The 9,381-nt window shown below is 71.3% G+C and carries 6 protein-coding genes and 4 pseudogenes; 5 read left to right on the top strand and 5 right to left on the bottom strand.

What is annotated here, in order from left to right; genetic code table 11:
- The coding region (locus AC2TEW_RS37665; protein WP_484627636.1) for an IS256 family transposase at positions 1–1,068 on the bottom strand (1,068 nt) is incomplete at its 3' end.
- A 145-nt stretch (positions 1,069–1,213) separates the two neighbouring features.
- Between AC2TEW_RS37665 and AC2TEW_RS37660 the strand changes: the two genes are divergently transcribed.
- Positions 1,214–1,948 (top strand): helicase associated domain-containing protein, encoded by a 735-nt coding sequence (locus AC2TEW_RS37660; protein ID WP_484627714.1) that lies wholly within the window; start codon positions 1,214–1,216, stop codon positions 1,946–1,948.
- Positions 1,949–2,127: 179 nt separating this feature from the next.
- On the opposite strand, the gene AC2TEW_RS37655 is transcribed toward AC2TEW_RS37660, so the two are convergent.
- From AC2TEW_RS37655 to AC2TEW_RS37645, 3 genes are all read right to left on the bottom strand, one after another.
- Positions 2,128–4,539 (bottom strand): helicase-associated domain-containing protein, encoded by a 2,412-nt coding sequence (locus tag AC2TEW_RS37655; protein ID WP_484627713.1) that lies wholly within the window; start codon positions 4,537–4,539, stop codon positions 2,128–2,130.
- Between the two features lie 246 nt (positions 4,540–4,785).
- The gene (locus tag AC2TEW_RS37650; protein WP_484627712.1) at positions 4,786–6,114 is read right to left on the bottom strand and encodes an endonuclease domain-containing protein; all 1,329 of its coding nucleotides are present in this window, start codon (positions 6,112–6,114) and stop codon (positions 4,786–4,788) included.
- A gap of 474 nt (positions 6,115–6,588) precedes the next feature.
- Positions 6,589–6,969 (bottom strand): hypothetical protein, encoded by a 381-nt coding sequence (locus AC2TEW_RS37645; protein ID WP_484627711.1) that lies wholly within the window; start codon positions 6,967–6,969, stop codon positions 6,589–6,591.
- Positions 6,970–7,101: 132 nt separating this feature from the next.
- On the opposite strand from AC2TEW_RS37645, the pseudogene AC2TEW_RS37640 reads away from it, so the two are divergent.
- Positions 7,102–7,200: pseudogene (locus AC2TEW_RS37640) on the top strand (IS6 family transposase); the annotation flags it as partial.
- Between the two features lie 11 nt (positions 7,201–7,211).
- Here the strand turns inward: AC2TEW_RS37640 and AC2TEW_RS37635 are convergent.
- Positions 7,212–7,301 (bottom strand): annotated as a pseudogene (locus AC2TEW_RS37635) (IS6 family transposase); the annotation flags it as partial.
- A 67-nt stretch (positions 7,302–7,368) separates the two neighbouring features.
- Here AC2TEW_RS37635 and AC2TEW_RS37630 point away from each other — a divergent pair.
- The 3 genes and pseudogenes from AC2TEW_RS37630 to AC2TEW_RS37620 all read left to right on the top strand — a co-directional run.
- A protein-coding gene (locus AC2TEW_RS37630; RefSeq protein WP_484627710.1) for an IS630 family transposase occupies positions 7,369–8,471 on the top strand; the annotation gives its coding sequence in 2 pieces (ribosomal slippage) (positions 7,369–7,827 and positions 7,830–8,471; 1,101 coding nt in all).
- Between the two features lie 54 nt (positions 8,472–8,525).
- Positions 8,526–9,047: pseudogene (locus AC2TEW_RS37625) on the top strand (IS30 family transposase); the annotation flags it as partial.
- A 4-nt stretch (positions 9,048–9,051) separates the two neighbouring features.
- Positions 9,052–9,348, top strand: a pseudogene (locus AC2TEW_RS37620) (integrase core domain-containing protein); the annotation flags it as partial.
- Between the last annotated feature and the right edge of the window lie 33 nt (positions 9,349–9,381).

Here is a 9,381-nt window from a genome sequence, read left to right as displayed (position 1 = left end):
GTTGAGGCTCTCGATGGCGTTGGTGGTGCAGATGATCTTCCGGATCTCGGTGTCGAAGCCGAGGAAGGGCACCATCTCGGGCCAGGCCCTCTCCCAGAGTTTCACCACAGCCGGGTAGTTCGCCTCCCAGGCCGCGGTGAATTCGGCGAACCGCTCCAGCGCCGCGGCCTCGTTCGGCGCTGTGTAGACCGGCTTGAGATCCCTGACCACCGCCGCCCAGTCCCGCTTGGACGTGTAGCGGAACGAGTTCCGCAGCAGGTGGACGATGCACGTCTGGACCACGGTTTGCGGCCAGACCTGCGCGACCGCGTCCGGCAGCCCGGTCAGTCCGTCGCAGACCAGGATCAGGCAGTCCTTCACGCCGCGGTTCTTGATCTCGGTGAGGACCGACTGCCAGTACTTGGCTCCCTCGCCGCCGCTGGAGGTCCACAGGCCCAGGATGTCGCGGTAGCCGTCGGCCGTGACGCCCAGGACCACGTAGACGGGCCGGTTGGCGACCTGCCCGTCGCGGACCTTGATATTCACAGCGTCCACGAACAGGACTGGGTAGACCGCGTCGAGCGGGCGGGTCCGCCAGTCGGCCATGCCCTCCAGGACGCGGTCGGTGATCGTGGACACGGTCTCCTTGCTCGTCGCCATTCCGTAGACCTCGGCGAGGTGCGCGACGATCTCCCCGGAGGTCAGGCCCTTCGCGGTCAGCGACACGACCAGGTTGTCCAGGCCCTCCGTGCGACGCGCATGCCGGGGCAGAACCTTCGGTGTGAACGTCCCCGACCGGTCCCGGGGCACCTCGACGGTGACCGGGCCGGCCTCGGTCAGCACCGTCTTGGACCGGTAGCCGTTGCGGGCGTTCCCGCCCTTGCGGGCACTGCGGCCCAACTCCGCGGAACCGGCCAGGTGCTCGTCCATCTCGGCTTCCAGAGCCTCCTGGAGCAGGTGCCGGGTCAGCTGTTGCAACAGCCCGCCCTCACCGAGCAGCTGCATCCCGCCGGCCCGGGCCTGCTCGGCCGCCAGCTCGGCCACGGACGCCACCACGTCCGACCCGCGTGTGTCTCTCCTGGAACCCATGTCCAAGGCATCGGCCGTTTCCGTCTCCGCCGCAACCGTTCCCTCAGGAACCGACTCGATCCGGTGATCCGTCAGCGAGCTCATCAGTGACTCCCTTGATCAGGGTGTCCACCGAAATTCTGATACTCCCACCGGTCACAGGTCCGTGAGCGACGCAAGGTTCGAGGCCGGCTTGGACTGGGCGCGGGTCTGGGCGAAGGGCCACGGCGGGTCGCTGGCGGCGCCGGCGCGGGCGTCGGTCGGCGGGTATGCGATCGGGACGTGGCTGGCCGAGCTGAGATCCTCCGCCCAGGTGCCGGCCGGGGTGCAGGGGGCGCTGGCGGCGGAGCGGCGGCGGGCGTTGGAGGAGATCGACCCGTTCTGGTGCCCGGCGTGGCCGGTCACCTGGCAGCGCGCCTACGCCACCGCCCGGCTGTGGTGGCTGGACACCGACGGCCTGGTCGACTGGACGAGGCTGCCAGCGGACACCGTCTACGAGGGCGAACAGCTCGGCCGGTGGGTGCAGGCGCAGCGGGCCGGCTGGCCCGGGTTGGAGGCCGATCAGCGGGACCTGCTCGCGGCGATCGGCATCGAGGAGGACCCCGAGCTGGTGGCCGCCAAGGCTGTGGCCGAGGCGAAGCCGACGGTGTCCCGCACCGACCGGTTCGCCCAGGGCGTGGCGGCGCTCGCCCAGTTCGTCGAGCGGGAAGGCCACGCCCGGGTGCCACGCCCGCACAAGGAGCTGCTGGAGGCCGTGGAGGCGGGTCCGGGAGGTGAGGAGCAGGTGCTGGTGTCACACTTCGCGTTGGGCACCTGGTTGAACAACCAGAAGGCCCGCCGGGCGAAGCTGACCCCGGGCCAGCTCGCGCAGCTCGCCGAGCACGGCGTGGAGTGGGCGTAGCGGGCCCGTCCCAGGCCGGGCTGACCATGGGTCAGGGGCCGGTCGTGCTCGGGGGTCCACGGCCGGCCCGCTCCGCCCAGCGTGTCCCACTCGTAGGCATGGCGCTCGACCGAGTACGCCGTACGGGCAGCCGGTTACGCTACTGGCAGCGGGAGTGAGCTGAGCCGGCTGTGTGGTTGTTATGCGGGCATGATGCCCTGGATGCGGGCGAGGGTGAAGCAGCGTTCGTCGTCGCGCAGGTGGCACCAGGCATACAGGTGGGGCGGGTCGAGGTCGAGGTCGCTGAGGGTTCGGGTGGTGTGTCGGCCGGTGGTGGCCTGGTAGTCGATGGTGATGGGCAGGTCGTGGTCGACGGCGTGCGCGAGTTGGCGGATGTCGCTGACGGACAGGCGGGTTGCGTAGGAGGCGATCACGTCCTCGGTGGTGCCGAGGAACTCCTCGAGAACCACGGAGCGGCCGCGAGCGGCGGGCAGGGGAGGCTCCGGTGTCGATTGCGGCTCCGGTGTGGCGGGAGCGGTCAGCAACCTGGCCGCGAGATCGGTCAGGCTGTCGGGATCGGTCGGGGCAGCGGGGCGGTCGTCGGCCGTGATGGTGGGGCGGCGGTGGCGGGGTGTGGGGGTGGCCTTGGCGCGTTGGGCGGGGAGGCGCTCGATGCGGGTGGTGCCGTCACTGTTCTCGGCGACGGGGGCGTAGCCGGCGTCGCGCAGGGCGGTGAGGGTCTTGGCGAGGGGGGTGGGGCTGATGAGGACGGTGGGGGCGATCTGGCGCAGGCCGAGTTTGGTGAGGGCGCGGTGGGCGGCGATTTCGGCGAGGAGCGGGGGTTCGGTGCTGTGCAGGACGGTGGTGGCGGTGGCGAGGCGGATGCGTCCGTGGGTGCGGGCGGTGTCGGTGATCAGGTAGACGAGGGGCTGCGGCAGCGGGGTGGTGGTGATGGCGGCCAGGTCGGCCTGGATGCACTGGGGGGTGTGGCCGGCGTCCAGGGCGCGGCGGAGGCTGGTGGGGGTGAAGCGCCACACCGTGGCGGCGTTCGCGCTCTCCTGGTCGGCGTAGGCGTTCAGCACGGTAGTCAGGCGGGTGGAGGGGACGCCGTGGGCGACGGCGGTGAGATCCGCGCCGATCAGGGCGGTGGTGCTGGCGGCCGGCAGCAGCCGGGCGGCGGCGTCGAGGAGCCCGTCGGGGTCATCGGCGAGCAGCGCGGCACCGAGCGGCGAGAGGGCCCCGCGGGCCAGGACACCGACGAGCTCGGCCTCGCCGATCAGGGTGGCGAACGCGCTCTCGTCCTCGGGCAGCCGGTCCGCCAGCGGCCGGTACCAGGCCACCACCGGCCCCAGCTCTGCACTGCTCCGCGCACCGTGGCCGTCGGGCAGGAGACTGGCGGTGGTGAGCAGGCTGTGGCGGGCATCGCGGCAGCCAGTGCACGGCGGGCTGTCCAGGGCGGGCAGCGCCTTGCCGTCGCGGTCCCGGGACTGGCTGGGTGTCCCCTCATGGCGCCGCCAGGCACGGAGCAGCAGGGCCAGTTGCTCGGCGGGTTCCTGCTCGGCCCACGCGTCGTAGGCGGCGGTCGCCGGCACGAGATCGCCGGTGCGGGCCAGCAGCCCGGCCGTGTGGGCGATCTCCAGCACCAGGCGCACCGTCTGCTCACCGGTGCGGGTGGCCTTGGCCAGGCGGGCGAGTTCCCGGGCCCCGAGGCCGCCAGCCTTCAACTGCGCGGGCGGACGCCGGGCGCACTCCGCGAGCACCGCGGCCGCCCGACCGGCGAACGCGGTCGCCGCCGCGGCAGCCTCCCGCTCCACCTCCCGGCCGGTAACGGCCACCAGCTCCGGCAGCGGGGCCTTCGGAGTGAACGGCGGACACCAACCGGACCCTCGCAGAGCGAGGGCGACCTCGGCCGGCATCCGCGGCGCCTCGTACGCGTACGGGGAACGGACCAGCAACGCCCGCTCCAACGCCCACTGCACCCCCTGACCACGCCCCGGCAGACCCACCCCACCAGCACCCGCACTGCCGGCACCGGCGTCGGCGTACTGCTCCAGAACAGTCCTGACGTGCGCCGGTGCACTGTCTGCCACCGCCCGGACCCTCACCGGATCGGCGTGGTGCGCCACCAGGGCTGCCAGGCGCTCCGCCTTGCCCCGGGGCTGCTCGACACCCAGCGCCACCAGGACGGCGCGCAGCTCCTCGGACGTCTTCACCCCGGCGAGCTGTTCCAGGCCGGCCTCCAGTCCCACCGGGGTGGGCCACATCCGGCGCAGAGCCGCGGCCATGTGCAGTCTGTTCTGCCCGTCCGGCCATACCAGCGCATGCTCGGCCAGCACCCGGAGCGTCTCCTCCAGATCCGGGACAGGGACGCCGAGGAACACCGCGAGGTCCCCCGTGCCGGTGGGGTCGGCCAGGGCCGCGAGCGCCTCGGCGGCCTGTACTCCCGGCAGCGGCACCCGCTGCAGCGCGGCGGACACCGACCCGGGGCGCTGCAGCCGTTCGGCCAGCTCCCCCACACTGCGCGGCACCGGGACGGCCACCGCATCCGGCCGCGCGGCGAGCAGCCGGCCCAAGCCCGGCGGGTCCAGGGTGCGCAGCCACGCCGTCAACACAGAGCCGGCCGTACGGATCGAACTCACCACACCTTCCCTACCGTGGCCCAGGCCACTGCCGTCCCTGGCCATCCGTACGCGGTGCCCCGCTGCGGCAGGCCACTGCCCCGGCCACGCGTTCGAGGCCGTCGTCGGTGTCTGCGTCGGCTCCGATCACAGCGGTCTGCCCACCCCGGTTGTTCTTGTCCAGGCCACCGTAGCGGCCATCCACTCCCCGGTGGGCCGAGTAGGCCTACCCTTGGCCGGTCAGAACAGCAGCAGGCCGTCACTGCTGGTGTCGGCGATGACCGGCCGGAACCGGGCGGGGAGGTTGTCCAGGCGGCTGGGTCCGGCCGCGGCGGCCACGGCAGGGGCAGCTGCGGCAAGCCAGGCGCGGAACCGCTCGGCGGCCTCGCGGTAAGAGACCCGTGCCAGGACCCGGTGCTCACCGGACGGGCAGAAGTCGACCGAGACCGTGAGCACACAGGAGGCGGGCGCGTTGTGACTGCCCGTCCAGGACACGCGCAGCACCCCGCAGGGCGTGCGCCCACGGGAGCCGCGGGGGTCGCGGTGGGTCTGGCGCAGCGATCGGCAGGCGGTGTGGGCGGTCCAGGCGGCGAGGTGGGGCAGGGGGAGAGTGGTGCGGGCGCGGCAGCCGGGGCAACGGTGCCAGTGGCGCAGCCAGGTGGCGGCGTGGGTGTCGAAGAGGTGGGTGTAGCGGCCGGCCACGCGGATGTCGTTGCTGTACAGGTGGTCGGGCCGTTCCTGCACGTTGCAGGACTGACAGACCGGGGCGCGGACGTAGCCGTGCTCGTGACAGTGATCGAGCACCGCAGCAGGGGCGGCGAAGCAGACCGCGCACCTCCACCTGGCCACCCTGCGGGAGACACCGGGCTTCCTGCTGAGCACCGCATACCGGTGGCCCTCCAGTTCCCCCTCGTACGGGCGCAGCAGGACGGTCGGGCTATCGGGGGTGACCTCGGTCTGCCGACCGTCGGCAGTTCGGATCTGGCGCCGGTGGGAAGGCGGCCCGGCGACGGCTGCCCCTGCCTCAGTAGCCCGTGTTGCCTGCAGCCAGCGGGTTTCGGCGTGCTCGGCCGCGTCCAGCACCCTGACCACGGCGCGCGGCAACCACCATGTCGGCGCCGTGCGGTCGCGGGTCCGCTCCACGAGCATCCGGCGCCAGTCGATCCCCGCCAGATGCTGCGGCCGGCCAGCCTTGTGTCCTGCTGCCGGCTCAGGACTGCCTGGCTCCCGCAGGTCTTGGGCGATGCGCCGGCGCCACCGCAGCGACGATCCCCCGTCGTGCTCCGGCTTCGTCACACCGCGAAACGGGCCGACCCGGACCAGGTCCTGGCGGTCCATCTCCACCACGCACAGCGCCGCTGCCGCCTCACGGACCTCGATCTCCGAAACACTCCACCGGCCACCGTCCCCTTGCACCGTCGCCACCACCCGGACGCCGAGCAGGACATACCCCGCCGCGGCATCGGCAGGAGAACAGGTCAACGCCGCGAAAGCGGCCGGCACAACGCTGTCGGTCGTCAAATCGGCCCAGAGAGCGTCCGCAGCGGCCAGAGTGATCAGGCCGCCCACGCGGCCCGGGACGACACGATCTGGCATACCGACAGGCTAACGGTCGGAACGGACAGGCCGACAGCCGGTGATCGCCACGCTGCGGAGCAGAACGGCCGCGTATCCAGGTTGAGACGCCATGAAGCTCGGCACGGCCCGCTGCACTCGGGCGAGCCAGGTGACGACGCCGGCCAGGGTGTCGATGGTGATGGTCGTTTCGGGCGCCGGGGCCGGGTCCGCTCGGCCGGCCAGTCGTGGAACTCGGCCCACAGCGCCCGGTCCCGGGTGTAGCCGCTCCTCGTCTCGGCCGGTCGGACGTCGTCCGCAGCCTGATCGAAGGCGTCCGGGACTGCGGTGGCCGGATCGGACCTGCTCTCGGCGTCGTCGTCGCCCGGCCCGGGGGGCGGGGATCGCTGGCCGCCGCCCGGCGTCGACCGGGTTCCAGGTCCTCGCTCACCGGTCGGTCGTTTCCTGGTCGAGGCGGTGCGGCCGTCGTCAGCGGGCACTGTCGTATCCGGGCGAGGTGCTCCGGTGTCGGGCCGCGGCATGCAGGGTGCCCCACGCGTCGTCCAGGCGGAGCAGCGCCTCCAGGCGCCGGGCCGGGTCTGTCGGGGCGCCGTCGGCGAGCAGTTGTTCCAGGCACTGCCGGGCGACGCTCGCGGTGGTGACCATGGAGTCCATGGCCAGGGCACAGGTGTGGCCCGGGTGGTGGTCCTGGCCGATGTGGCGGCGCAGGAAGGCGGTGAGGGCGCGGACGTCGGCCTCGGTCAGGTCGGCGATGTGGCGCAGCTCGGTGGTGGGTGGGGTGGTCGGGGTGCGGGTCACGGTGGTGGTGTTTTCCCCTCCGTCGCGCGGCCGGGGACGGCTGGTCGTCATGTCCGGTTTATTGCCTCGGAGATGGCACGTTATCCGGGGCGAACAGCGGGTCGGGGGCCATCTGGAGGGTGCTGTCACATTGGCTGCGGGGTGGGATGATCTTCGGGTTGATCGTGCTGGGAGGGGCTCTCCGTGTCGTCCGTGTCGCCGTCGTACAAGGGTCACCGGTACCCGGTGGAGGTCATCTCGCACTGTGTGTGGCTGTACTTCCGGTTCCCGCTCAGCTTCCGTGAGTTGGCGCACCAGCGGCGCACCGTCTCGTAGGAGACGACCACGCCGCGCTCGAGCATCAGCTCCTCCACCTCGCGAAAACTCGGCGGGAACCGGAAGTACTCAGGTTGAACTCGTAGTGCCGCCGTAGCTACTGACGGTTCATGATCTCTGCGGTATGCCATGGGGATGAGGTATGCGCAGGCGGGTGGGTACACGCCGCAGGAGCAGGCGGCGCGGGAGCGGTTGAGGCTGGAGGCGGCGGAGCGGTTCGGGCGTGGGGAGACGACGGCGGGGATCGCGCGGGAGTTGCGGGTGAGTGATCGCTCGGTCGGGCGCTGGCGGCGGGCGTGGGAGTCGGGCGGGGCGCAGGCGCTGCTCTCGAAGGGGCCGGTGTCGGTGGAGCGGCTGTCGGCCGGGCAGTGGGCCCGGCTGGAGGCGGAGCTGAAGCGGGGGCCGCTGGCGCACGGCTTCGAGGACGACCAGCGGTGGACGCTGAAGCGCATCAAGCTGCTGATCGCCCGGATGTTCCATGTCGGGTACACGGTGCAGGGGGTGTGGAAGCTGTTGCGCCGGCACGGCTGGAGCCGCCAGGTGCCGGTGCGCCGGGCCGTGGAGCGGGACGAGGCCGCCGTCGAGGTCTGGAAGGAGCAGGTGTGGCCGCAGGTAAAAGAGTGGCGGCGGACCTGGGCGCCCACATCTGCTTCGAGGACGAGGCAGGACAGGCCCTGGGTCCGCCGCGGGGACGGACCTGGGCGCCGCGCGGCGAGCGTCCGACGGTACGGGTGCGCGGCCGGGGGCGCGGGCGGGTGAACATCGCCGGCGTCTGCTGCTACCGCGAGGGCCACCGCACCCGCCTGTTCTACAAGCTGCACGTCTACCACGGCCGCAAGGACGAGCCGAAGAGCTTCACCTGGCAGGACTACCGCGACCTGATCGCGGCGACCCATCAGCAGCTGGACACCCCGGTCGTGTGGTGCTGGGACAACCTCTCCGTGCACCTGCGACAGGAACTGGCGGACTACGCGGAGCAGAACAGGACCTGGCTGAGGGTGTACCAGTTGCCCAGCTACGCGCCCGACCTCAACCCCACCGAGGGCGTCTGGTCACTGCTCAAGCGGTCGATCGCGAACTTCGTCGCAGCCGACCTGGGCAGCCTCACCCGCATCGTGAAACGCAAGCTCAAGAAGATCCAATACCGCCCCGAACTGATCAACGGCTGCCTCGCCGAGACCGGGCTGATCATGGGACCCAGCATGATCAGCCCGGCCGACACTACGAGTTCAACCTGAGTACGACCAACCCGAAGATCATCCCACCCCGCCACCGACAACGTGACAGTGCCCGACCTCCTGATCGGACTCGAGCGGTCGGCGATCGGCACACTGGTCGAGCGCACGACCCGGTTCACGGTGCTCGTCCACCTGCCCCGCCAGGACGGCTACGGTATCGTTCCCCGCACCAAGAACGGTCCACCGCTGGCCGGTTACGGCGCTGTGACCATGAAGGACGCGCTTGCAACGACGATCGGCAGCCTGCCCGAGCAGCTGTGGCGGTCGTTGACCTGGGGCCGTGGCAAGGAGCTCTCGGCGCACGCCCAGTTCACCATCGAGACCGGCGTTCCGGTCTACTTCGCCGACCCGCACAGCCCGTGGCAGCGCGGTACCAACGAGAACACGAACGGTCTGCTGCGGCAGTACTTCCCGAAGGGCACCGACCTGTCCCGATGGGCGGCTGAGGATATCGAAGCGGTCGCCGCCACGCTCAACAGCAGACCCCGCAAGAGCCTCGGTTGGAAGACACCTGCCGAAGCCCTCAACGAGCACCTACTATCACTACAGGAAGCCGGTGTTGCGTCCACCGGTTGAATCCACCCAGTACACCTCGGCCGCGTTCGCGCAGGTCTGCGACCGGCACGGCATCCGCCGGAGCATGGGCCGGGTCGGCTCGAGCTACGACAATGCCCTGGCCGAGAGCCTCTGGCAGAGCCTGAAGCGCGAGGCCATGCACCGCACGCTGTTCCGGACGATGAGCCAGGCGAGGCTGGAGATCTTTCAGTGGCTCACCTACTACAACGCCCGCCGACGCCACAGCGCGCTCGGCTACCTCTCACCGCTGGAGTTCGAACAACAGCACCACACCCCGGCTAAACTCTCCCTCGCGGCATGAAACCCCTGTGTCCACACTCCGGGGGTCACCTCA

Source organism: Kitasatospora sp. NEAU-CNBT7 (assembly GCF_057220535.1).
Note: the sequence above shows the minus strand (reverse complement) of the source record. Positions and strands in the feature narration are given on the sequence as shown.